Origin of the sequence: Streptomyces sp. KPB2 (assembly GCF_003950055.1) — a bacterium.
In the GTDB taxonomy this organism is placed as follows: domain Bacteria; phylum Actinomycetota; class Actinomycetes; order Streptomycetales; family Streptomycetaceae; genus Streptomyces; species Streptomyces salinarius.
The window spans coordinates 4891127-4914119 of the sequence record NZ_CP034353.1 but is presented as its reverse complement, the minus strand read 5'-3'; the positions used below and the strand labels follow the sequence as shown (position 1 = coordinate 4914119).

Sequence of the window (22993 nt, the reverse complement as noted above, 5' to 3'; positions counted from 1 at the left end):
CCGGCAACGGTGATCCCGACCGGACGCTTCAAGGAGGAAGTCATGGCTGTCGCCGAACTGGGCCCCGTGGTCCTGGACTGTCCCGAGCCCCGCGCACTGGCCCGCTTCTACGCCGACGTGCTCGGCGGCACCGTCGAGGGCGACGACGACTGGGTCGACCTGAAGCTGCCGGGCGGACGGGCGCTGGCGTTCCAGGCCGCCCCCGGCTTCGTGCCGCCGAAGTGGCCCGCGCCCGACGACTCGCAGCAGTTCCACCTCGACCTCACCGTCACGGACCTGGACGCGGCCGAGAAGGCGGTCCTGGAGCTGGGCGCACGTCCGCTGGACGCCGAGGACCGCACCCGCACCTTCCGGGTCTACGCCGACCCGGCCGGACACCCGTTCTGCCTCTGCGCCTGCTGAGCCGCCGCGCCCGGTGAGCGCCGCCCGCTCAGCCGTCCAGGTCGGCGATGGCCGCCGTGGACGGCTCGCGGCGCAGCTGGGCGGCCTTCGCGGTGAAGGCCGCGGCACGCAGGACGCGCTGGACGTTGCCCCAGGTCAGCAGGGCCACGTCCGCCTCGTCCCAGCCGCGGCGGAGCAGTTCGGCGATGAGCCGGGGGTAGCAGGAGGGGTCACCCAGCTCCAGCGGGTGGGCGGTGCCGGTGTCGTAGGTGCCGGACAGGCCGACGCTCTGCGGGCCGGCCACCGTGCGCACGTGGTCGAGGTGGTCGGCGACGTCCCGGACGGTCGGGCCGGTCTGCTCGGCGGTCAGCGGCACCATGCACAGGCCGCCGGCCGCGCCCAGCTCCACCAGCAGGTCGTCGGGGAGGTTGGCGGGGTGCGGGCGCAGGGCGCGGGCGGCGGAGCGGGTGCACAGCGCCGGCGCCTTGGACACCGCGAAGGTGCGGCGCATGGTCTCGGCACCGGCGCCGGAGAGGTCGGCGACGACACCGAGGCGGTTCATCTCGCGGACGACCTCCTCGCCGAACCGGGTCAGTCCCCCCTCGCCCGCCCAGCTCACCCCGGACAGCGTCAGCGCGCGCAGGCCGAGGGCGTGCAGGGAGCGCAGGATGCCGAGGCGGTCGCCGATCGCGGCGGCGCCCGCGGGACCGGGGATCACGGCGACCCGGCCGCAGTTGCGGGCGTCGATGGCCTGCCCGGCGTCGTACGCCAGGCGCAGCCCCTCCGGGTGGGCCCGCACGACCGTCTTGACCAGGTCGAGCTGTTCCAGCGTGGCGCCGACCGCACGGTCGCCGTCGACGGACTCGGGCAGGTGCAGCGACCACAGCAGCGCGCCCACGTGTCCCTCGCGCAGCCGCGGCACGTCGGTGTCGACGGCGCTCTCGCCCAGCTCCAGGTCGTACCAGGGCAGATGCCTGAGCGCCCAGGGCAGCCCGCTGCAGCCGTCGGCGACGGGATGGGCGGCCAGCACGGCGAGCGCCCGGGCCGACGGCTCGTCGTCGGGGTCGGACACGGGCGCGTAGGGCTCCGGCGGAAAGGCCTCCGCGGCGAGCGGCACGGGCAGGTCGTCGAGCCCACCGGCCTCGCTACCGGTGTGCAGGTCGTCCTGGAGATCTGCCATGGCGGTGCTCCGTACGGTCGTCGTGAGATACGGCCACCGTCGCACGGAGCGGTAAGGGCTTCCTGGTGGGTGGGGCGTTCGGGGGTACGAGCGCCCCACGCGCGCCCCACCCGTCGGCCGGAAGCGGGCGGTTCAGCCGTCCAGCTGCTCGATGGTGGCGTTGGACGGTCCCCGCGTCGCCCGGAGCCCCCGGGCCACGTCCTCCGCGGCGTCCAGGACGCGGACCGCGTTCTTCCAGGTGAGCTTGGCCAGGTCGGCCTGGGACCAGCCGCGGTCGAGGAGTTCGGCGATCAGGTTCGGGTAGCCGGCGACGTCGTCGAGGCCGTCCGGGGTGAAGGGCGTGCCGTCGTAGTCGCCGCCGATGCCCAGGTGGTCGACGCCGGCGACCTCGCGCATGTGGTCGAGGTGGTCGGCGACCGTGGAGACGGTGGCCACGGGGCGCGGGACGCGCTCCTCGAAGGCGGCGTGCACCTTCATCGCCTCGGGGCTGGAGTCCAGGTGGTGGAAGCCGTGCGCGCGCATGTTCTCGTCGGCCTCCGCCGTCCAGTCCACGGCGGCCTGGAGCACGAACTTCGGCACGAACGTCACCATCGCCATGCCGCCGTTGGCGGGCAGTCGCTCCAGCACGTCGTCCGGGATGTTGCGCGGGTGGTCGCACACCGCGCGGGAGGACGAGTGGGAGAAGATCACCGGCGCGGTGGAGGTGTCCAGCGCGTCGCGCATCGTCGTCGCCGCGACGTGCGAGAGGTCGACCAGCATGCCCTCGCGGTTCATCTCCCGCACGACCTCGCGGCCGAAGGCCGACAGACCGCCGACGCCGGGCTCGTCGGTCGCCGAGTCCGCCCAGGCGACGTTGTCGTTGTGGGTGAGCGTCATGTAGCGCACGCCGAGCGCGTACAGGGCGCGCAGCGTGGCCAGCGAGTTGTCGATGGAGTGGCCGCCCTCGGCGCCCATCAGGGAGGCGATCCGGCCCTCGGCGCGGGCCGCCTCCATGTCGGCGGCGGTCAGCGCGGCGCGCAGCTCGCCGGGGTGGCGGGCGATGAGCTGCCGTACGCAGTCGATCTGCTCCAGCGTCGCCGTCACCGCGCCGGGCAGGTCGGAGCGGACGTACACCGACCAGTACTGCGCGCCGACGCCGCCGGTCCGCAGCCGGGCCAGGTCGGTGTGGAGGTACGCGGACTGGTCGGCGGCGATGTCCCGGGCGTCGAGGTCGTAGCGGACCTGTTCGCGCAGCGCCCAGGGCAGGTCGTTGTGCCCGTCGACGACGGGGAACTCGCGCAGCAGCTCCCGGGCCCGGTCCAGCGAGGTCATCCGCGTACCTTCCGTCACTGTGTGTCGGTCACTTTCCGAAGCCGAAGCCGGCCGTCGAGCCCGCGACCTTGTTGCGCAGTCGCTTGCCCTTCTCGGTGGCCTGGTCGTTGAGGTCCTGCTGGAACTCGCGCATCCGGCCGAGCAGCTCCTCGTCGTGGGCGGCGAGGATGCGGGCGGCCAGCAGCCCGGCGTTGCGGGCGCCGCCGACGGAGACCGTGGCGACGGGGACGCCGGCCGGCATCTGCACGATGGACAGGAGGCTGTCCATGCCGTCCAGGTACTTCAGCGGCACCGGGACGCCGATGACCGGCAGCGGGGTGACGGAGGCGAGCATGCCGGGCAGGTGGGCGGCGCCCCCGGCCCCGGCGACGATCGCCTTCAGTCCCCGCCCCGCGGCCTGCTCGCCGTACGCGATCATCTCGTGCGGCATGCGGTGCGCGGAGACGACGTCCACCTCGTAGGGGATCTCGAACTCGTCGAGTGCCTTGGCGGCGGCCTCCATGACGGGCCAGTCGGAGTCCGACCCCATGACGATGCCTACGACCGGGCTCGCCGGGCTGGCCTGGCTCATTCGGTGATCGTCCCTCTCAGGTAGCCGGCAGCGTGACGGGCGCGCTCCAGCACGTCGTCCAGGTCGTCGCCGTAGGTGTTGACGTGGCCCACCTTGCGGCCGGGCTTCACGTCCTTGCCGTACATGTGGATCTTGAGCTGGGGGTCGCGGGCCATGCAGTGCAGGTACGCGGAGTACATGTCCGGGTAGTCGCCGCCCAGGACGTTGACCATGACCGTCCACTTGGCGCGCGGGCGCGGGTCGCCGAGCGGGAGGTCGAGGACGGCGCGGACGTGGTTGGCGAACTGCGAGGTGATCGCGCCGTCCATCGTCCAGTGGCCGGAGTTGTGCGGGCGCATCGCCAGCTCGTTGACGAGGATGCGGCCGTCGCGGGTCTGGAACAGCTCGACGGCCAGGTGGCCGACGACGTCCAGTTCCTTGGCGATGCCGAGCGCCATCTCCTCGGCGCGCAGGGCCAGCTCCTCGTCGAGGCCGGGCGCCGGGGCGATCACCGTGTCGCAGACGCCGTTGACCTGCTGGGACTCGACGACGGGGTAGGCCACCGCCTGGCCGTGCGGGGAGCGGACCACGTTGGCGGCCAGCTCGCGGACGAAGTCGACCTTCTCCTCCGCCAGCACGGGCACGCCCGCGCGGAAGGGCTCGGCGGCCTCCGCCACGGAGTCCACGACCCACACGCCCTTGCCGTCGTACCCGCCGCGGACCGTCTTGAGGACGACGGGGAAACCCTCGCCCTCGTCCGCGAAGGCGGCCACGTCGGCCGGATCGCTCACGATGCGGTGCCGCGGGCAGGGCACGCCGATCGCGTCGAGCTTCGCGCGCATCACGCCCTTGTCCTGGGCGTGCACGAGCGCCTCGGGGCCGGGGCGCACGGGGATGCCGTCCGCCTCCAGGGCCTTGAGGTGCTCGGTCGGCACGTGCTCGTGATCGAAGGTGATCACGTCACAGCCGCGCGCGAACTCGCGCAACGTGTCCAGATCGCGATAGTCGCCGACGACGACTTCGTTCACGACCTGCGCCGCGGAGTCCTGAGGAGTGTCACTGAGAAGCTTGAACCTGATGCCCAACGGGATGCCCGCCTCGTGTGTCATACGAGCGAGCTGGCCACCGCCGACCATGCCGACTACGGGGAACGTCACACCCCTAGCGTATCGGCCGCGCGGAGCCCACCTGTTTACCGGCCGTTTCCCGCCGCTCTCCGCGCCCGTTCCGACCCTCGTGGGTCCGTCCGCAGGAAGATCGCGCGTCCGGGTGGTTAGCATGAGCGGATTGACGCCAACCGATGGACGGGGGCCTGCACGACCATGGGACATGGTTCCTCGGGTGCTCAGACGGCTCCCGCCACGCCCCGGGCACCCCGTGAGGGAGTGCGGGGCCGGATCGACCGGCTCGTGCGCGAGGTCGTGAAGTTCGGCGCCGTGGGCGGCGCGGGGGTGCTGGTCAACCTCCTCGTCTTCAACTTCGTGCGGCACACGACCGACCTCCAGGTCGTGCGGGCCAGCATCATCGCCACGGTCGTCGCGATCGCCTTCAACTACGTGGGCTTCCGCTATTTCACCTACCGCGACCGCGACAAGAGCGGCCGGACCCGCGAGATGTCGCTGTTCCTGGTGTTCAGCGCGATCGGGCTGGTGATCGAGAACGGCGTGCTCTACACGGCGACGTACGGGTTCGGCTGGGACAGCCCGCTGCAGAGCAACATCTTCAAGTTCCTCGGCATCGGGATCGGCACGCTGTTCCGCTTCTGGTCGTACCGCAGCTGGGTCTTCCGGGCGCTGCCCGCCCGTGAGCCGGTGACGCGGGCCGAGACCTTCCTGGAGCACGAACACCCGACCGCGCTCCCCCGGGCCGACGGCGCCCCCGCCGGTCACCGCTGACCGGCTCGCCGCCCTCCGGCGCGCTCAGCGCACCGTCTGGCCGCCGTCCCCCGAGGACTTCTTCGGGGGCGGGGTACGGGACAGGAACAGCCCGAAGACCGGCGGGCGCCCCTGGAGCAGCTCCAGGCGTCCGCCGTCCGCCTCGGCCAGGTCGCGGGCGACGGCGAGGCCGATGCCCGTGGAGTTGCGTCCGCTGATCGCCCGCTCGAAGATCCGCGCCCCCAGGTCGGCCGGGACGCCGGGCCCCTCGTCGGTGACCTCGACGACGGCCTGGTTGCCGGTCACCCGGGTCCGCAGGGCGACGGTGCCGCCGCCGTGCATCAGGGAGTTCTCGATCAGCGCGGCCAGCACCTGCGCCACGGCGCCCGGGGTGCCCACGGCCGTCAGATGACGCTTGCCGGAGCTGACGATGGCCCGGCCCTCGCTGCGGTAGGCGGGGCGCCACTCGGCGATCTGCTGCTGGATGACGTCGTCCAGCTCGAAGGTGACGGCGGAGCCGCTGCGCGGGTCGCGGGAGTTGGTCAGCAGCCGGTCGACGACGTCCGTCAGCCGCTCCACCTGCGACAGCGCGATCGTCGCCTCCTCCTTCACCGTCTCCGGCTCGTCGGTGAGGGTGATCTCCTCCAGCCGCATCGACAGCGCGGTCAGCGGCGTACGGAGCTGGTGGGAGGCGTCGGCGGCCAGCCGGCGCTCGGCGGTGAGCATCCGGGCGATGCGCTCGGCGGAGGAGTCCAGGACGTCGGCGACACGGTCCAGCTCGGGGACGCCGTACCGCTTGTGCCGGGGGCGCGGGTCGCCGGAACCGAGGCGTTCGGCGGTCTCGGCGAGGTCGGTGAGCGGGGAGGCGAGGCGGTTGGCCTGCCGGATCGCCAGCAGTACGGCGGCGACCACCGCGAGCAGCGCCACCAGGCCGATGATCAGCAGGGTCCGGCCGACCTCGCGGGTCACCGAGGACCTGGGCTCCTCGACGAGGACGGTCTCGCCCTCCTCGCCGGTGGCCCTGCCCTGGAGGACGTCGCCGGACGGCTTGTCGCCGACCTCGACGACCGGCTCGCCGGGGATGCGGATCAGGGCGTACCGGGCGTCGCGGATCTGCTCCCGCAGGAACTGCTCGTCGACGGAGCCGGTGCCGATGAGCCGGCTGTCCACGATGCTGGCCAGCCGGACCGCCTCCAGGTCGACCCTCTCCTGTGCGGTGCTGCTGATCGTGCGGGTCTCGACGATGACGAGGGAGACGCCGAAGACGGCGATCACGACGAGCACCACGGCGAGCGTGGACTGGATCAGTCGACGGCGCATGTCCTCTTACCCGCAAGGCCCGCTCGGGGCCCGCTCAGTTCTTCTCGAAACGGAAGCCCACGCCGCGCACGGTGGCGATGTAGCGGGGGTTGGCCGCGTCGTCGCCGAGCTTCTTGCGCAGCCAGGAGATGTGCATGTCGAGGGTCTTGGTCGACGACCACCAGGTGGTGTCCCAGACCTCGCGCATCAGCTGGTCGCGGGTGACGACCCGGCCGGCGTCGCGCACCAGGACCCGCAGCAGGTCGAACTCCTTCGCGGTGAGCTGGAGCTCCTCCTCGCCCATCCAGGCCCGGTGCGACTCGACGTCGATGCGCACACCGTGGGTGGCGGGCGGCTGCGGGGGCTCGACGGCGCCGCGCCGCAGCAGGGCCCGGACCCGGGCGAGCAGCTCGGCGAGGCGGAAGGGCTTGGTGACGTAGTCGTCGGCGCCCGCGTCCAGGCCGACGACGGTGTCCACCTCGTCGGCGCGCGCGGTCAGGATCAGGATCGGCACGGCGTGGCCCTCGGACCGCAGCCGGCGGGCGACCTCGAGACCGTCCATGTCCGGCAGGCCGAGGTCCAGCACGACCAGGTCGATGCCGCCCTGCAGCCCCGCGTCGAGTGCGGTGGGTCCGTCCTCACGCACCTCGACCTCGTACCCTTCCCTGCGCAGTGCGCGGGCCAGCGGCTCCGAGATGGACGCGTCGTCCTCGGCGAGCAGTACACGGGTCATGAGCTGATGGTAGACCGCTCGGAGCAACGCCCGGGGCAAGATCGACCCAGGGCACTCCCGCCCGCGGAGCACCTGTGCGTCACCTGTGGAGCACTCGGGGACAAGCCGGGCACGCGCCGGACATGCGCCGCGCGACCCGCCCTCGGCCACCCCGCGTCCGCACCTGCGCCTGTGGGGTGCCATCCTGGAATAAACCTTCGAAAGATCGTTCGCGGTTCCACAGTTACCTGTGATTCACGTCTCAAGTCCTTCCATACCGGGCGGTGTACTGCCGTATGGTGAATCAGCGCCTGTAGCACCCAGAGGACCTTTGGCGACAGTTTCGACGCTGAAGGTCTCTTTTGTGTGCGGGCCGGCCCCCACGGCCGGCCTTGAAAGGAATGACCTGTGGCCGGGCCTCACCGCGTGCAGTGACGCGCACGGAGGCGTGGATCCCGGTGGCCGCCGCCCACCGCTTCGCAACCCGGAGCGGAATCCCTCAGGCGTGGGACGGGCGGGAAAGGCCGCCGGTGCCGGCCGCCCCCCACCGGGCGCGCATCGCCTCGTGAGCGCGTCCCGACCAGCAAGGATCGACCATGGCGTCCAGCCTGACGAAGGACTCGGTCACCCCGGGCACCCCCGGAACCGAGAAGACCTTCTTCGGCCACCCCCGCGGACTGGCCACACTCTTCATGACCGAGATGTGGGAGAGGTTCTCCTACTACGGCATGAGGGCTCTGCTCCCGCTGTACCTCGTCGCCCCGGGTGGCCTCGGCCTCAACGCCGGCACCGCGACCGCGATCTACTCGGTGTACCTCTCGCTGGTGTACCTGCTCACGATGCCGGGCGGCTGGTTCGGCGACCGCGTGTGGGGCCCCCGCAAGACCGTCGCCATCGCCGGTGGCGTGATCATGCTCGGCCACCTCACGCTGGCGCTGCCCTCCGCGGGCACGTTCTACGCGGGCCTCGGTCTGGTCGCCATCGGCTCGGGTCTGCTGAAGGCCAACATCTCGACGATGGTCGGCCAGCTCTACAGCGGCCCCGACGACCCGCGCCGCGACGGTGGCTTCACCGTCTTCTACATGGGCATCAACCTCGGTGCCTTCGCGGCGCCGCTGACCATCGGCACCATCGGCGAGAACGTCAACTGGCACCTGGGCTTCGCCCTCGCCGCGGTCGGCATGGGTCTGGGCGTGCTCCAGTTCCTGATCGGCAGCCGCCACCTGGACCCGCACTCCAGCGTGGTCCCCAAGCCGCTGTCCGCCCAGGAGAAGACCTCGACGCTGCGCAAGGCCGCGTTCTGGGCCGCGCTGGCCGTCGTCTTCTACGCGATCGTCGGCTTCTCCGGTACCTACACCCTGAACTGGGTCCTGGTCCCGCTGACCCTGCTCGGCGTGATCGTCCCGGTGCTGGTGCTGACCAACATCAAGCGCGACAAGTCCCTGGACCGCGAGGAGCAGTCCAAGATGTCGGCGTACATCTGGTTCTTCGTCGCCGCGGCCGTGTTCTGGATGATCTACGACCAGGGCGGCTCGACCCTGTCGCTGTTCGCCGACTCCTCGACGAACACCAGCGTCCTCGGCTGGGACTTCCCGGTCTCCTGGTTCCAGTCGGTCAACCCGGTCATCATCATGGCCCTGGCCCCGGTCTTCGCCACGGTGTGGCTGGCGCTCAACCGCCGCGGCAAGGAGCCGAGCACGGTCGTCAAGTTCTCCTTCGGCCTGGTCCTGGTCGGCGCGTCCTTCTTCCTCTTCCTGGCCCCGCTGGGCATCGCGGAGGGCGGCCACAAGGCGGCGGCGCTGTGGCTGGTGGCGATCTACTTCGTCCAGACCTGCGGTGAGCTGATGCTCTCCCCGGTCGGCCTGTCGGTGACGACGAAGATGGCTCCGGTGAAGTACGCCTCCCAGATGATGGGCGTCTGGTTCCTGGCCGTCACCGCCGGTGACGCCACGACCGGCCTGCTCTCCATCGCCGGCGTCGACCTCAACAAGACGGGCATCGTCGCCGCGGAGGCCACCCTCGCGGTGGTCGCGGGCGTCGCGATCTGGATGTACCGCAAGCGCGTCAAGGAGCTCATGGGCGACGTCCGCTGAGCCCTGCGGGCACGCCCGCGCCTTCTCGGAGGGTCACCTCGTCCTGCGGATGGGGTGACCCTCCGGGCGTTGGGGCGGGGCAGTGACGTCTTCTCAGCGGCGGCCGGTCAGCACTGCCATCAGCGGCGGCCGGTCAGCACTGCCACAGGAACGAGCCCTCCTCGCACGGCGCGCAGGCGAAGGCGTATCCGCAGCCGCCTCCGCCGAAGTTCATCGCCGTCCGGTCGTCGCGTCCCTCCTCGAGCTGGGCCACGAAGCTCATCGGCCGCGCGCACGACGGACAGGCCGGCGTCTCGTCGTGCTGCACCCACGACGGAGTACCGCCCAGCTGGCCGAGGACGTCCCGCAAGGGGCGGCCGTGCGCCTGCGACCACTTGCCGCGCGCCTCGTCGTACGGAGCCGCGTCCCGCGCCGTGCAGTCGATGCCGCAGGTCTCTGCCAGCAGGGTCTCGTCTCCCGCCGGCACCGGGGCGGGCGTGAGTCCGGCGCGCGGGAACAACAGCGCCCGGTTGCCACCCGCGACCGGGTCCCACTCGTCGCACAGCCCGGGGTCGTTCTGGCACATGAAGACCGACAGGACGCGCTCGGCATCCGCAGCCGCCCCCGCCCCCTGGGCGCCGGGCACGTTCACCAGCAGCTGCGCGAGGAACTGCATCGGTCCCGAGCACTCCGCGCACCGCGGCCAGGTGAACCCGGCCGGCACCAGCGGCACACCGCCGGTGCGTGTCACCGGCGCCAGGTCGTCGACCGGGCCGGCATACGTCATCAGGGTGGTCGTCACGGTCGCGCACCCCGGCTCCGTCCGTGGGCATCCGCGGCGGTGCATGCGGCCGAGCGCGTCCACGTGGCGGGACGCGGGGCGAGGCGGGGCCCGTTCGAGTCCTTGGAATCCCGGACGAGGACCCTCGCCGGGGTGGTGGCTGTCCCGAGGCGGTTCGAACCGTCGCCGCCGTACGGGGATTTCCGCCACTGGTGGATGCTCATGCCGGCCTCTCTCACATGTCCCGCCGGAGGTTCTGAACGAAGTCGCGCGCTGCGGTGGTGTCGAGCGCGCGGGACTCCATGTGCTCCGGCACGGCACGGTACTTGGCCAACCGAGCCTCGGGCGTCGAGGGGCGGGGCACGTCGAGGGGCGGGGGCCCGGGGACGGCAGCCCCTTACGCCGGAGCGCCCAGCTCCGCCCACACCCGCTTGCCGGCGACTCCCGGCGTGCGTACGACGCCCCAGTCCAGGCACAGGCGCTGCACGATGAACATGCCGTGTCCGCCGGGGCGCCCCGCGCGGTGCGGGGTCCGCGGCGCCGGCTGGCCCGTACCGCGGTCGGAGACCTCCAGCCGGATCACCTTCTTCTCGCAGGTGATCGACAGCTCGTCCGGGCCCTCCGCGTGGAGACACGCGTTGGTGACCAGCTCGGAGACCACGAGCAGGACGTCCTCCGCGGCGGCACGCTGGTCCGCGGTGGCGGAGGGCAGCCAGCCCCAGGCGTACAGCGCCTCGCGGGTGAAGTCACGGGCCAGCGGGACGACCCCGCTCGCGTCCTCGAAGCTCAGCCTGCGGGCCTGCCGCCCGCCGCCCCCGGAAGCGGAGGCAGCCGTGGGCACGGACGCCGCCCCGGGAGTCCCCGAAGAAGGCACCTGCGCGGGCGCGGACGCCCCGGAAGCGCCGCTGGGCTCCGGACCGCGGTCGCCCGGCGAGTAGGGCCGGGTGGTGCTCATCAGCGCTTCACCTCACCGATTCACCAGTTCACGTTTCAAAGTCGTCGTCGTCAGCAATGCCGTACACAGCCGGTTCAGGGTCTCTCCTGCCCGAGCGGACGGTGCGAACACCCCTGTATTCGCCACGAAACCCGGCGCGGGGCGGAAACGCCCGCCCCGGGAAGCACACGCACCCCTCCGTCGGCCGGACAAGGACCGGCTCAGCCGGACTCGTCGGCCAGGGCGGCCGCAAGCGTGTCATGCAGGGTGAAGACCGCTTCGGCCCCCGTGATCTCGAACACGCGGGCCACCACCGGCTGCATGGCCACCAGGTGTACTCCGCCCCCCGCCGCCTCGGCCTTCAGCCGCGCGCCCAGCAGGACGTTGAGCCCCGTGGAGTCGCAGAACTCGAGCCGTGAACAGTCCACGACGAGCCGGTTGAATCCCTTGGCGAGACAGTCCTCCAGCGGCTCGCGCAACAGATCGGCGGTGTGGTGATCCAGCTCACCCGCCGGGGTCACGACGGCACTGGGGCCCTCTTCCCGTACCTCGACCAGAAGCCGGCCCGACTGGGCCTGGCCGACCGTCCCGCGGTCCATGCCGTTTCTCTCTCCCGAGGTCGTGACTGCTTGCTGACGCCCTCGAACACTACGCCCTCCCACCGCACTCCGACACCCGAACAACCGCACAGAAACGGACATACCCGCACAGAACACACTTGCGGTCAGCTCGGTAAACCCGGTAGGGCTAGTAAGACACGTAAACCGACACGGCCGGCTTTGGAGGCGCCGCACACCGCAGTGCACGTATTTGGCTTCGGCAGCCGTATGCCGAGAACGATGGAGGACATCATGTCACCCCGGCTCGACGGATCGCGTACCCACCAAGCGACGTCGACACTCCCTCCGGAACATCTGGATCCCATCGAGCACCACGACGCCGTCGTCGACCCCGACGACGCACTCGCCGGGCTTCCGGACATCCCCGCCTACGACGAGGTCGCTCCGGCGGACGCCAGGGCCCTGTCCAAGACCCTCTTCGAGCGGCTGGAGTCGCTGGAGGAAGGCACCCATGAGTACGCGTACGTACGCAACACGCTCGTCGAGCTGAACCTCGCGCTGGTCAAGTTCGCCGCCTCCCGCTTCCGCTCGCGCAGCGAGCCGATGGAGGACATCATCCAGGTCGGCACCATCGGCCTGATCAAGGCGATCGACCGCTTCGAGCTGTCGCGCGGTGTGGAGTTCCCCACGTTCGCGATGCCGACCATCATCGGCGAGATCAAGCGCTTCTTCCGCGACACCTCGTGGTCCGTGCGCGTCCCGCGCCGCCTCCAGGAGCTGCGGCTCGACCTGGCGAAGGCCGGCGACGAGCTGGCCCAGCGCCTCGACCGCGCCCCCACGGTGACCGAGCTGGCCGAGCACCTCGGCCTGTCCAAGGACGAGGTCGTCGAGGGCATGGCGGCGTCCAACGCCTACACCGCCTCCTCGCTGGACGCCCAGCCGGAGGAGGACGACGCGGAGGGCGCGCTCGCCGACCGCATCGGCTACGAGGACCACGGGCTCGAGGGCATCGAGTACGTCGAATCGCTGAAGCCGCTGATCGCCGAGCTGCCCTCGCGGGACCGGAAGATCCTCTCCCTCCGTTTCGTCGCGGGCATGACCCAGTCGGAGATCGGCGAGGAACTGGGCATCTCGCAGATGCACGTCTCACGTCTGCTGTCGCGGACCCTCGTACGGCTGCGCAAGGGGCTCACGGTCGAGGAGTGATCCTCAGGCCCTGACCGGGTGTCGCTTGCCCTCCAGGGGGGCGGTCCGAAATCGGGCCGCTCCCCTTCGGGCTGCCGTGGCCCTTCACACGGAGTTGGCGACCAGCACGGCCGTCGGCAGGAACGGCACCAGGACGCACAGCAGCCAGAACGAGCGCGGGGCGAGGGCGGTCCTGCGCCGCAGGGGTTCGTTGGCCAGCCACCAGATCAGCCCGAACAGCGCGACCACCGGGACGACGATCACCAGCCAGAGCGCCATCCCGTCGTTCTCCGTCGGGTTGCGCATGGTCCAACCGAGTTCGGCCAGCGGCCAGTTCACCAGCAGGTACCAGACGAGCCAGATCGGTACCACCGCCGGAACGCCGAGCAGCAGGTTCACCAGGAACGGCGCTCCCCAGGCCCGCCAGTGCCTCGCCATCCGCCCCGTCCCCCCCCACTCCCACCGACGCTCGTACGCTCACACCTTACGTACGCCCCGCCGCCACACCCCCGCGACCAGCGGCACCCCCGGCCGGTAGGCCAGGTGGACGTGGCTCGGGGCGTCCAGCAGCGTCAGGTCGGCGTACGCCCCCGGGACGAGGCGGCCGACGTCCTCGCGGCGCAGGGCCGCGGCGCCGCCCGCGGTGGCCGACCAGACCGCCTCGTCCGGCGTCATCCCCATGTCCCGTACCGCGAGCGCGATGCAGAAGGGCACGGAGGACGTGAAGGACGAGCCGGGGTTGCAGTCGGTGGAGAGGGCGACCGTGGCGCCGGCGTCGATCAGGCGCCGGGCGTCCGGCCACTGGGCGCGGGTGGAGAACTCGGCGCCGGGCAGCAGGGTCGCGACCGTACGGCTGTTCGCGAGGGCGTCCACGTCGGCGTCGGTGAGGTGGGTGCAGTGGTCGGCGCTGGCGGCGTCGAGTTCGACGGCGAGTTGGACGCCGGGACCGTAGGAGAGCTGGTTGGCGTGGATGCGGGGGTGCAGGCCCTTGGCCCGGCCCGCGGTGAGGACGGCGCGGGCCTGGTCGCCGTCGAAGGCACCCTTCTCGCAGAACACGTCGATCCAGCGGGCGTGCGGCGCGCAGGCGTCGAGCATCTCGCCGGTGACCAGGTCGACGTAGGCGGCGGGGTCGTCGGCGAGTTCGGGGGCGACGATGTGGGCGCCGAGGAAGGTGACCTCGTCGGTGTGGCGGGCGGCGACGCGCAGGGCGCGGGACTCGTCGGCGGTGGTCAGGCCGTAACCGGACTTGGTCTCGAAGGTCGTGGTGCCCTGCCGCAGGGCCTCGGCGAGGTAACGGGTGAGGGACGCCTCCAGTTCCGCGTCGCTCGCGGCGCGGGTGGCGGCGACGGTGGTGCGGATGCCGCCCGCGCTGTAGGGGCGGCCGGACATGCGGGCGTTGAACTCCTCGGTGCGGTCGCCCGCGAAGAGGAGGTGGGAGTGGGAGTCCACGAAGCCGGGGAGGACCGCCCGGCCCTCGGCGTCGACCCGGTTGTCAGTGGCGGGTGCTTTGCTTGATTCACCGGTCCACGCGACCCGGTCGCCTTCGATGACGACGGCCGCGTCCCGGACCAGACCGAGCGGGGAGTGGTCGCCGAGGGAGGGGTCGTTGGTGACGAGTGCGGCGATGTTGGTGATGACGGTGCTGCTGCTCATGGGGTCCCTGGTGTCCTCGTGGGGGCGGGGGCTGGTCGTCGTCAGGCGTGCAGGGCTTCGACGGCCCGCGCGAGGGCCTGCGGCACGTCCGGCAGCAGGGCGTGCGCCCCGTCGCGTACGACGTGCCGCCCGCCCACGATCGTGTGCCGCACGTCCGCTGCCGTCGCGGCGAATACGGCTGTCTCGGCGCCGAGCCTGGGCAGTGGCCCCGCTGTCCTGACCGAGTCCAGCGCGATGGTCGCGAGGTCGGCGCGGGCTCCGGCCTCGATGCGGCCGGTGTCGTCCCAGCCGAGGGCGGCGTGGCCGTCGGCGGTGGCGGCGCGCAGCAGGGCCGCGGCGGTCCAGTGGCCGCGGGCGCGGGTGCGCAGACGCTCGTTCAGTTCCATGGCGCGCGCCTCTTCCAGCAGGTCGACGACGGCGTGGCTGTCGGAGCCGAGGGAGAGCGGGGAGCCCGCTTGCTGCAGCGCGGCCGCCGGGCCGATGCCGTCGGCCAGGTCCCGTTCCGTGGTGGGGCACATGCAGGTGCCGGTGCGGCTGCCGCCGAGCAGGGCGATGTCCTCGTCGGTGAGGTGGGTGTTGTGGACGCCGGTGGTGCGGGGTCCGAGCACGCCGTGGTCGGCGAGGAGCCGGGTGGGCGTGCAGCCGTGGGCCTGCCGGCAGGCGTCGTTCTCGGCGGTCTGCTCGGACAGGTGCACATGCAGCGGGGCCCGCCGCTCCTCGGCCCACCGCGCCACGGTCGTCAACTGGTCCGCGGGCACGGCCCGTACGGAGTGGATCGCGGCCCCGATCCGTGCGTGATCCCGTTCCTTGAGAACTGAACAGCGTTCGGCCCAGGACTCCGCCGTGCCGTCGGAGAAGCGCTGCTGGTGGGTGTTGGGGGGTTCGCCGAAGCCGGAGGACAGGTAGCAGGTGTCGAGGAGGGTGATGCGGACACCGGCTTCGGCGGCCGCCTCGATCAGCGCCTCGCCCATCGCGTTGGGGTCGGCGTAGGGGGCGCCCCCGGGCGCGTGGTGCACGTAGTGGAACTCGCCGACGGTGGTGATTCCGGCCAGCGCCATCTCGGCGTACACGGCGCGGGCGAGGGCGTGGTAGGTGTCCGGGGTCAGCCGGTCGGCCACCGAGTACATGACCTCGCGCCAGGTCCAGAAGGTGCCGGAGCCGACCTGGACGGTGCCGCGAAGAGCGCGGTGGAAGGCGTGCGAGTGGGCGTTGGCCAGTCCCGGCAGGGTCAGTCCGCGCAGGATCTCGGCGCCGGGCAGCGGGGTGTGGACGCCCTGGTGGACGGCGGCGATGCGGCCGCCCTGGACGTCCACGGCGACGCCCGGCTCGACGTGGGTGCCGAGCCAGGCGTGCTCCAGCCAGTACGTGCGGGTGCGCTCGGTGGAGGTCACGTGCAGGCCAGCCCTTCCAGTACGTCGGCGAGTGCGCTCACCCCGGCCACGCAGTCGTCCTCGGCGGCGTACTCGGCCGGGGAGTGCGAGACGCCGGTGGGGTTGCGTACGAACAGCATGGCGGTCGGGATGCGGTCGGAGAGGATTCCGGCGTCGTGTCCGGCGCCGGTGCCGAGGACGGGGACCTTCAGTTCCGCACGGGTGCCCAGGATGCGGGCGAGTTCGTCGCGCAGGGCGTGGTCGAACTCGACGACGGGCGTGAAGGACTCGCGCACGACGTCGAGGTCCACGCCGTGGGCGGCGGCGTACTCGCGGGCTGTCTTCTCGATGCCGGTGACCACGGTGTCCAGGCTCGTCTGGTCGGCGGCGCGGGAGTCGAGCCAGCCGCGGACCAGGGAGGGGATGGCGTTGACGCCGTTGGGTTCGACGCCGATCTTGCCGAAGGTGGCGACGGCACCGGCGAGTTCGGCCTCGCGGCGGGCGGCGAGGACGGTCTCGGCATACGACAGCATCGGGTCGTGCCGGTCGGCGAGGCGCGTGGTGCCGGCGTGGTTGGCCTCGCCGCGGAAGTCGAACCGCCAGCGTCCGTGCGGCCAGATGGCGGAGGCGATGCCGATGCGGTCGCCGGACAGGTCGAGGGCGCGGCCCTGCTCGACGTGGAGTTCGACGAAGGCGCCGATGCGGGCGAGCCGTTCGGGGTCGGGGCCGAGGGTGCCCGGGTCGTACCCGGCGGCCTCCATGGCCCGCGGGAGGGTGACGCCGTCGCCGTCGGTGAGGCGGTGCGCCTGCTCGACGGTGAGCGCGCCGGCGGTGAGGCGGGAGCCGACGCAGGCGAGGCCGAAGCGGGCGCCCTCCTCGTCGCCGAAGTTGACGATGCCGAGCGGCCTGGTGAACCGCGCTCCCTTCTCGCGCAGTTCGTCCAGGGCGGCGAAGGCGGAGACCACGCCGAGGGGGCCGTCGAAGGCGCCGCCGTCGGGCACGGAGTCCAGGTGGGACCCGGTGACGACGGCGTTCCCGGCGGCCGGGTCGCCGAGCCAGGCCCACTGGTTGCCGTTGCGGTCGGTCTCGAAGGCGAGGCCGCGCGCCTCGGCCTGCTCCTGGAACCAGGCCCGGCAGTCGGCGTCGGCGCCGGTCCAGGCGTAGCGGCGGTAGCCGCCGGAGGCGGAGCTGCGGCCGACCGGCAGCAGCTCCGCCCACATGCTGTGGAAGCTCACGCGCCGTCACCCTCGCGCGTCGCGCCGTCCGCGGCGGCCTCGTCGCCCTCGCGCATCGGCACCCGCACGCCCCGCTCCGAGGCGACGGACTCGGCGATGTCGTACCCGGCGTCGACGTGCCGGATGACGCCCATGCCGGGGTCGTTGGTGAGGACCCGGCGGATCTTCTCCCCGGCGAGCGGGGTGCCGTCGGCGACGGTGACCTGGCCGGCGTGGATGGAGCGGCCCATGCCGACGCCGCCGCCGTGGTGGAGGGAGACCCAGGAGGCGCCGGAGGCCACGTTGACCATGGCGTTGAGCAGCGGCCAGTCGGCGATGGCGTCGGAGCCGTCGAGCATGGCCTCGGTCTCGCGGTACGGGGAGGCGACGGAGCCGCAGTCGAGGTGGTCGCGGCCGATGACGATCGGGGCGGCCAGCTCGCCGCTCGCGACCATGTCGTTGAACCGCTCGCCGGCCCTGTCGCGCTCGCCGTAGCCGAGCCAGCAGATCCGGGCGGGCAGGCCCTGGAAGTGCACCCGCTCGCCGGCCATCTTGATCCAGCGGGCCAGGGACTCGTTCTCCGGGAAGAGGTCGAGGATCGCCTTGTCGGTCTTGGCGATGTCGGCGGGGTCGCCGGACAGGGCGGCCCAGCGGAAGGGGCCCTTGCCCTCGCAGAACAGCGGGCGGATGTACGCCGGTACGAAGCCGGGGAAGGCGAACGCCCGGTCGTACCCGGCGAGCTGGGCCTCGCCGCGGATGGAGTTGCCGTAGTCGAAGACCTCGGCGCCCGCGTCCTGGAAGCCGACCATGGCCTCGACGTGCCGGGCCATGGACTCGCGGGCCCGGGTGGTGAAGCCCGCCGGGTCCTTGGCGGCGGCGTCGGCCATGTCCTCGAAGGCGATGCCGGTGGGCAGGTAGGCCAGCGGGTCGTGGGCCGAGGTCTGGTCGGTGACGATGTCGATCGGGGCGCCCATGGCGAGCAGCTGCGGGACCAGTTCGGCGGCGTTGCCGAGGACACCGACGGACAGCGGCTTGCGCCGGTCCCGGGCCTCGGTGGCCAGCTGGAGGGCGTGGTCGAGGGAATCGGCCCTGACGTCGAGGTAGCGATGCTCGATGCGGCGGTCGATGGCGCGCGGGTCGCAGTCGATGCAGATGGCGACGCCGTCGTTCATCGTGACGGCGAGCGGCTGGGCGCCGCCCATGCCGCCGAGGCCGGCGGTGAGGGTGATGGTCCCCGCCAGCGTGCCGCCGAACTTCTTGGCGGCGACGGCGGCGAAGGTCTCGTAGGTGCCCTGGAGGATGCCCTGGGTGCCGATGTAGATCCAGGAGCCGGCCGTCATCTGCCCGTACATGGTCAGGCCGAGGGCCTCCAGGCGGCGGAACTCCTCCCAGTTGGCCCAGTCGCCGACCAGGTTGGAGTTGGCGATGAGCACGCGCGGGGCCCACTCGTGGGTCTGCATGACGCCGACCGGACGGCCGGACTGGACGAGCATCGTCTCGTCCTGCTTGAGGGTCTTCAGGGTGCGGACCATGGCGTCGAAGGAGCGCCAGTCACGGGCCGCCTTCCCGGTGCCGCCGTAGACGACGAGCTTGTCGGGGTGCTCGGCGACCTCGGGGTCGAGATTGTTCTGCAGCATCCGCAGGGCGGCCTCCTGCTGCCAGCCCAAGGCGCTCGGCTCGGTACCGCGTGGCGCTCGGACAGGACGAGGTCCGGACATGGTCTGCCTCCTGGTGGCTTGCTCCCGGCGAATGTTGCTACGGCTATTCATATCCTCGCCTCGTGAATAGAACTAGTCAACAGGGTCGTGCCCCGCGCGGCGCGCGTGCGAGGGTGGGGAGGGACGTGTCATGGCAGGCAGCGACGGTATGGAGGCTGGCGTGAGCGAGGGCACGGGCATGAGCGGCGACACCGGCGCGGAGCGGGCGGCGCGGCGGGACCGGGCGGTCCGGGCGGCCGTGGAGCAGGGGCTGCTGGGGCCCGGTACACCGATCGTCGGTCTGCTGGACGTCACCGGCATACGGGAGTCGGCCGCGGCCCTGCGGTCGGCGTTCGAGGCGGTGACGGCACCGGGGACGCCCGTGCTGCACGCCTTCGCGGTGAAGGCGTCCCCGCTGGTCCCGGTGCTGCGGTTGCTGCACGAGGCGGGTATCGGCGCCGAGGTCGCGAGCCCGGGCGAGCTGGCCCTGGCCCGGGCGGCCGGGGTGCCGGCCGGGCGGACGGTGCTGGACTCGCCCGCCAAGACGCCGGACGAGCTGCGCGAGGCCCTGTCGCTGGGCATCGCCGTCAACGCGGACAACCCGCAGGAGCTGGAGCGCCTCGACGCCCTGGTGACCGGGGGGACCAGCGCCTCCCCGCTCGGCATCCGGGTGAATCCGCAGGTCGGCGGCGGCTCCATCGAGGCGCTGTCGACGGCGACGGCGACCTCGAAGTTCGGGGTGGCCCTGCGTGACGAGGGGGCGCGCGAGTGGGTGGTGCGGGCGTACCTGGACCGCCCGTGGCTGACCCGGCTGCACGCGCACACCGGGTCCCAGGGCATTCCGCTGGCCCTGATGGCCGAGGGGGTGCGTCAGACGTACGCGCTCGCCGAGGAGATCAACGAGCGGGCGGGCCGCAGCCAGGTCGACACGCTCGACATCGGCGGCGGTCTCCCGGTGAACTTCGCCTCGGAGGAGACGACACCGACGTACGCCGAGTACGCGCGCGTGCTGAGCGAGACGGTGCCGGGGCTGTTCGACGGGCGGTACGGGCTGGTCACCGAGTTCGGGCGGTCGCTGCTGGCCAAGCACGGCACGGTCATGGCGCGGGTGGAGTACGCCAAGAGCGCCGGTGGGCGGCCGGTCGCGGTGACGCACGCGGGCGTGCAGGTCGCGACGCGGACGGTGTACGCGCCGGGGTCGTGGCCGCTGCGGATCGCCGCGTACGACGGCAAGGGGCTGCCGAAGACGGGGCCCGACGTGGTGCAGGACGTGGCCGGTCCGGCATGCTTCGCGGGCGACCTGCTGGCCGTGGGCCGCGCGATGCCGCTGCTCGAACAGGGGGACTACGCGGCGGCGCTGGACACGGGGGCGTACTACTTCGCGCACCACTACGCGTACAACTCGCTGGCGCGGCCCGCGGTGTACGGGTTCGTCTCCGACGAGGGCGGGAGCGTCTCCTTCGCCACCGTGCGGGAGGCTCAGCGGGTCGAGGAGATCGTGGCCGAGGCGGGTGGGGCCTACGCCGACGCGCTGACCGTCGCCGTGCGCCGTGGGGGTTCCGGCCGTTCGTAGACCCCACGGTCCGTCGTGACCGGTCGCGCCCACGCGGCGGAGCCGCACCACGTCGCAGCGCCGCACCCTGGCCGGGGCGGGTCGCGCCCCGGCGGACACGGCGGCGGTCGACACCCCGGCCGCCGCCGCGACCGCCTTGATCGGTCAGACCATCGCCGCCGTCTTCCGCCTCGCGCCGCCCGGTGCCGCGTCGCCCGCCGCGATGCCCGTGCTGCGGTAGCCCTTGACGGCCTTGCCCGCGGGGCGGCCGGCGTTGCCGGCGAGCCAGTCCACGCGGACCCAGAGCAGGGCGTCCCGGGACTGCTCGCGGCGGCCGATCCAGGCGGACTTGAGCCACAGCCCTGCCCCGCAGCCGGCCAGCAGCAGCCCGCCCGCGGCGGGGACGGCGAAGGCGCTGCCCAGCGCGGCGAGGAAGGCGAGGAGCAGCCACCAGCGGTGCCCCCGGCGCCAGTTGCGCACGGTGACCCCGCGGTCCTGGAGCACGTCGTGCTTGCCCGCGCGGGCGGCCGAACCGGCCAGGGCGGTGTAGCGCCGTCGGCGGACCCACGCCACGACGGCCGTGGCGACGATGAAGAGCGCGGCCCCGGCCATCACCCCGATCCGGCGTCCGGTGAGTCCCGGCACCAGCACCCCGATACCGGCCGCGAAAACGCCCAGCCACCACAGTGGTGCGGCGCCCGCCCGTACGACGACGGCGACCCGAGCCAGCCCCACCTGTCCTCCGCGCGCCACGTCCTGCCTCCTGTCCCGTTCCTGCCTGTGCGTTGCGTCTGAAGGGTGTGTCAGGCGCCGCACTGTAACGGGGCAAGCTGAGACGAATCTGAGAACCCGTCCGCCGTACGGGTCACCCGGCCCGAGGGCTCAGTCCACGAACAGCCCCCGCGCGGCGGCCTTGGCGTCGAACTCCTCCAGCCGGGCCTGCGCGTCCGGCAGGTCGTCGCACATCGCCTCGAGGAGCACCCGGCCGAGCAGCATCGGCGCGCAGGCGGTGTCGAAGGCGAGGCCGGTGCCGACGGCGGCGGGGAGCAGCAGGTCGGACACCTTGGCGACCGGCGCGAACGCGGAGTCGGCGACGGTCACCACCGTGAGCCCGGCCTCCTTGGCGTGGACGAGCGCCTCGACCACCTCGCGCGGGTGCCGGGGCAGGGCGAAGCAGAGCAGGGTGCCCGCGCCGGCCCGGACGGCGGCGTCGATGCGGTCGTGGAGCATCGTGCCGCCCTCGCCGAGGAGGCGGACGTCCGGATGGACCTTGGCGGCGAAGTAGGCGAAGCCGTGCGCCTGGGCGGCGGCGGCCCGCAGCCCGAGCACCGGCAGGGGCCTGCTCCCGGCGAGCAGCCGCCCCGCCTCCCGCACCGGCCCCGGGTCGGCCAGCACCTCCGCGAGGTGCCGCAGGTTCTCGATCTCGGCCGCCACGGCCTGCTGGTACTCGTTGACGGCACCGGTGTCCGTGACCGGTTCCGCGGGGGCGACCTCGCGCAGATGGCGGCGCAGCGCCGGGTAGCCGTCGAAGCCGAGGGCGACGGCGAAACGGGTCACGGACGGCTGGCTGACCCCCGCCAGCTCGGCCAGCTCCACACTCGACAGGAAGGGCACGTCGGATGCCCGGCGCACCATGCTGTGCGCGATGCGCCGCTGGGTCGGCGTCAGCCGGTGCCCCTCGAACAGCGCCTGCAGCCGCGCGGCCGGCCCGTCGGCCCCGCTGGTCCCGCCGGTCCCGTTCGTCATGTGGCCCCCTCGACCTATTCACGCGCCCCGACTTCTGCATACCGTTATACAGCGGGGTGGCGCGGCACCGCCGACCCGTACCGGCCGGCCCCCGCCGAAGTCGGGGGTTGTCCCCAGTGCCGAAGCCGTCCCGGCTGGCTACCGTCGGTTTCATGACGGGAATGGACGCACGCGACGCCGACCTCAAGAAGGATCTCGACGCCACCCTGCGCACCCGCAGGGAGCTCGGTGAGGAGTACGAGTCCGCGCTGGTCGACTCGTTCCTGGAGAAGGTGGACCAGCGCATCGACTCGGTCGTGGACCGCCGGGTGCGCCGGCAGCTCGCCGAGCAGCAGATGACGGCGGCCCGGGACGGCCGGTCGCCGAGGCCCACGGACACCTTCGGCGAGCGCTTCGGTTTCGGCATCGTCTCGCTGGTGCTGGCGATCCCGCTGTCCGCGATCGGCGGCGGTGTGGCGCACCTGCCCGGGATGCTGGTCGCCTGGGCGGGCATCGTCGGGGTCAACGTCGTCCAGGTCGCCCGCACCAACCCGGGCCTGTTCGGACGCCGCCACCGCACCGGCCGGGACGACGCCTGGGAGGACTGAGTCCCGGGACCGGCCTGGGCCGAGCCCTCGGACCGGGGCCTGGGCCGAGCCCTGGGGCCGGGCCCCGAGGAGAGACTGCGCGGGGACCGCCGCACCCCCATCGCTGGGGGGCGGGACGACGGCGGTCCCCGCGGGGGACGCGCACGGTGCCGGATCTCACGTCCGGGCGGCGCGTCCGTGGCGTCCTTGGAGGTCCGGGAGCCGCTCCGGAAGGTCCATGACGCCGTTCGGCATCGGCGGGTCCGGGAGGCCTCCCCCAGTGCTGAACGCCTGGGCGCTGCCCCGCCTTCCCTGCCGACACCCCCTACTGTGCCGGTCCCGTGTTAAGCGACTGC

23 protein-coding genes are annotated in these 22993 nt (G+C 72.6%); 6 read left to right on the top strand and 17 right to left on the bottom strand.

The annotated features are described in order from the left end of the window. The first annotated feature begins 42 nt into the window (after positions 1–42). A complete protein-coding gene (locus D1J63_RS22150) occupies positions 43–402 on the top strand; it encodes a VOC family protein (protein WP_102930221.1) in 360 nt (119 codons plus the stop codon). A 28-nt stretch (positions 403–430) separates the two neighbouring features. Here the strand turns inward: D1J63_RS22150 and D1J63_RS22145 are convergent, their stop codons facing one another. The 4 genes from D1J63_RS22145 to D1J63_RS22130 form a co-directional block, all read right to left on the bottom strand. Next, entirely contained in the window at positions 431–1561 is a 1131-nt protein-coding gene (locus D1J63_RS22145; RefSeq protein WP_125631073.1) for a dipeptidase, read from the bottom strand. A 132-nt stretch (positions 1562–1693) separates the two neighbouring features. Continuing rightward, positions 1694–2872 carry a dipeptidase gene (locus D1J63_RS22140; protein ID WP_125631070.1) on the bottom strand — a complete coding sequence of 393 codons (1179 nt, stop codon included), beginning with the start codon at positions 2870–2872 and terminating at the stop codon, positions 1694–1696. 28 nt (positions 2873–2900) lie between these two features. Then, entirely contained in the window at positions 2901–3443 is a 543-nt protein-coding gene (gene purE, locus D1J63_RS22135; RefSeq protein WP_102930209.1) for a 5-(carboxyamino)imidazole ribonucleotide mutase, read from the bottom strand. Further along, the gene (locus D1J63_RS22130; protein WP_102930210.1) at positions 3440–4579 is read right to left on the bottom strand and encodes a 5-(carboxyamino)imidazole ribonucleotide synthase; all 1140 of its coding nucleotides are present in this window, start codon (positions 4577–4579) and stop codon (positions 3440–3442) included. Before D1J63_RS22130 ends, purE begins: the two co-directional genes overlap by 4 nt. Positions 4580–4744: 165 nt before the next feature. On the opposite strand from D1J63_RS22130, the gene D1J63_RS22125 reads away from it, so the two are divergent. Then, complete coding sequence (locus tag D1J63_RS22125) at positions 4745–5317, top strand: GtrA family protein (RefSeq protein WP_125631068.1); 573 nt, start codon at positions 4745–4747, stop codon at positions 5315–5317. Between the two features lie 24 nt (positions 5318–5341). Here the strand turns inward: D1J63_RS22125 and draK are convergent, their stop codons facing one another. Together draK and D1J63_RS22115 are read right to left on the bottom strand one after the other, a co-directional pair. Further along, a complete protein-coding gene (gene draK / locus D1J63_RS22120; RefSeq protein ID WP_102930212.1) occupies positions 5342–6616 on the bottom strand; it encodes a two-component system sensor histidine kinase DraK in 1275 nt (424 codons plus the stop codon). A gap of 34 nt (positions 6617–6650) precedes the next feature. After that, positions 6651–7328: a response regulator transcription factor gene (locus D1J63_RS22115; RefSeq protein ID WP_019329973.1), complete on the bottom strand. Its 678-nt coding sequence runs from the start codon at positions 7326–7328 to the stop codon at positions 6651–6653. A gap of 575 nt (positions 7329–7903) precedes the next feature. On the opposite strand from D1J63_RS22115, the gene D1J63_RS22110 reads away from it, so the two are divergent. After that, positions 7904–9400: an MFS transporter gene (locus D1J63_RS22110; RefSeq protein WP_125631065.1), complete on the top strand. Its 1497-nt coding sequence runs from the start codon at positions 7904–7906 to the stop codon at positions 9398–9400. Between the two features lie 133 nt (positions 9401–9533). Here D1J63_RS22110 and D1J63_RS22105 read toward each other — a convergent pair whose 3' ends face one another. The 4 genes from D1J63_RS22105 to D1J63_RS22090 form a co-directional block, all read right to left on the bottom strand. Then, a complete protein-coding gene (locus D1J63_RS22105; RefSeq protein WP_241235591.1) occupies positions 9534–10181 on the bottom strand; it encodes a DUF1963 domain-containing protein in 648 nt (215 codons plus the stop codon). Next, positions 10178–10384, bottom strand: coding sequence for a DUF397 domain-containing protein (locus tag D1J63_RS22100; protein WP_125631063.1), 207 nt, complete (start codon positions 10382–10384; stop codon positions 10178–10180). Before D1J63_RS22100 ends, D1J63_RS22105 begins: the two co-directional genes overlap by 4 nt. A gap of 173 nt (positions 10385–10557) precedes the next feature. Further along, positions 10558–11115: an ATP-binding protein gene (locus tag D1J63_RS22095; RefSeq protein WP_102930214.1), complete on the bottom strand. Its 558-nt coding sequence runs from the start codon at positions 11113–11115 to the stop codon at positions 10558–10560. 200 nt (positions 11116–11315) lie between these two features. Then, entirely contained in the window at positions 11316–11693 is a 378-nt protein-coding gene (locus D1J63_RS22090; protein WP_061444345.1) for an STAS domain-containing protein, read from the bottom strand. 240 nt (positions 11694–11933) lie between these two features. Here D1J63_RS22090 and D1J63_RS22085 point away from each other — a divergent pair, with 240 nt between their 5' ends. Then, entirely contained in the window at positions 11934–12860 is a 927-nt protein-coding gene (locus D1J63_RS22085; RefSeq protein WP_164712921.1) for an RNA polymerase sigma factor SigF, read from the top strand. Between the two features lie 84 nt (positions 12861–12944). Here D1J63_RS22085 and D1J63_RS22080 read toward each other — a convergent pair whose 3' ends face one another. The 5 genes from D1J63_RS22080 to hutU are packed head-to-tail and all read right to left on the bottom strand — an operon-like array spanning position 12945 to position 18794. After that, positions 12945–13277, bottom strand: a complete 333-nt coding sequence (locus D1J63_RS22080; RefSeq protein ID WP_102930215.1) for a hypothetical protein — start codon at positions 13275–13277, stop codon at positions 12945–12947. 39 nt (positions 13278–13316) lie between these two features. After that, complete coding sequence (gene hutI / locus D1J63_RS22075) at positions 13317–14492, bottom strand: imidazolonepropionase (protein ID WP_125631061.1); 1176 nt, start codon at positions 14490–14492, stop codon at positions 13317–13319. Between the two features lie 41 nt (positions 14493–14533). Further along, the gene (locus D1J63_RS22070) at positions 14534–15883 is read right to left on the bottom strand and encodes a formimidoylglutamate deiminase (protein WP_125631059.1); all 1350 of its coding nucleotides are present in this window, start codon (positions 15881–15883) and stop codon (positions 14534–14536) included. Then, positions 15880–17097, bottom strand: a complete 1218-nt coding sequence (locus D1J63_RS22065; RefSeq protein WP_125631057.1) for an allantoate amidohydrolase — start codon at positions 17095–17097, stop codon at positions 15880–15882. Before D1J63_RS22065 ends, D1J63_RS22070 begins: the two co-directional genes overlap by 4 nt. Then, complete coding sequence (hutU, locus tag D1J63_RS22060) at positions 17094–18794, bottom strand: urocanate hydratase (protein ID WP_125631055.1); 1701 nt, start codon at positions 18792–18794, stop codon at positions 17094–17096. Before hutU ends, D1J63_RS22065 begins: the two co-directional genes overlap by 4 nt. Before the next feature lie 178 nt (positions 18795–18972). On the opposite strand from hutU, the gene D1J63_RS22055 reads away from it, so the two are divergent. Then, positions 18973–20346 carry a diaminopimelate decarboxylase gene (locus D1J63_RS22055; protein WP_125635686.1) on the top strand — a complete coding sequence of 458 codons (1374 nt, stop codon included), beginning with the start codon at positions 18973–18975 and terminating at the stop codon, positions 20344–20346. A gap of 144 nt (positions 20347–20490) precedes the next feature. Here the strand turns inward: D1J63_RS22055 and D1J63_RS22050 are convergent, their stop codons facing one another. Continuing rightward, positions 20491–21078 carry a hypothetical protein gene (locus D1J63_RS22050; RefSeq protein ID WP_125631053.1) on the bottom strand — a complete coding sequence of 196 codons (588 nt, stop codon included), beginning with the start codon at positions 21076–21078 and terminating at the stop codon, positions 20491–20493. 129 nt (positions 21079–21207) lie between these two features. Next, on the bottom strand, positions 21208–22071 hold the full coding sequence (locus D1J63_RS22045) for a MurR/RpiR family transcriptional regulator (protein WP_125631051.1): 864 nt from the start codon (positions 22069–22071) through the stop codon (positions 21208–21210). A 152-nt stretch (positions 22072–22223) separates the two neighbouring features. Here D1J63_RS22045 and D1J63_RS22040 point away from each other — a divergent pair, with 152 nt between their 5' ends. Further along, positions 22224–22658 (top strand): hypothetical protein, encoded by a 435-nt coding sequence (locus D1J63_RS22040; protein ID WP_164712920.1) that lies wholly within the window; start codon positions 22224–22226, stop codon positions 22656–22658. Positions 22659–22993 lie beyond the last annotated feature (335 nt).